Here is a 554-nt window from a genome sequence, read left to right on the forward strand (position 1 = left end):
TCGGCTTCGTTCTTCAGGTAACGAGCCAGCAGCTTGGCATCCAGTGCGTCGGTTTTGGCGCGGATCTTCACGCCTTCGCGATAATGTTTGAGTTCATAGCCTCCCACCATGTAAATCGTGCAACCGGCCTCATAGGCCAGATCAGCGAAGTCCAGGTGGTAGATGTTGGTCGCCTCAATGGCAATAGCCACCGTCCCCGATAACGCCTTCAGCCACTGCTTGATGGATGTTTTGGTGTTGGGAATCTCTTCAAGCAAATCACCCTCAAACTGATAAATCACCAGTTCATTCTTGGCGACATCCACACCCACGATCGGTTTTGATAGAGAGACCGGCATTGCCACAGGATTTCCTCCGGGATAAGGTTTGAGCACTTGAAGGGCTCACCCAGAGGCGCAGGCTTGTTCCTATCGTCGGTCTAGCCAGATGCATTCTTTATCGGCGCTTGGGTGAAAGGAGGAGGGGCGAAATCTCCCACGGTCTGTACTGCGTCAACAGTCAGAATCGAGCCTTGTCCCTCCTCCTCCCTTCAAGTCCTACCATACAAGCGAGCT

The 554-nt window shown here is 53.1% G+C and carries 1 protein-coding gene; it reads right to left on the minus strand.

Features of this window, described 5'->3' with window-relative positions; genetic code table 11:
* Window positions 1-338 (minus strand): IS110 family transposase (locus AC3WTM_RS29545; RefSeq protein WP_492574128.1); only part of this gene is annotated, 338 nt, incomplete at its 3' end.
* Window positions 339-554: the final 216 nt, after the last annotated feature.

The sequence above is a fragment of the Pseudomonas sp. EU05-FHT14B02 genome, assembly GCF_058791055.1.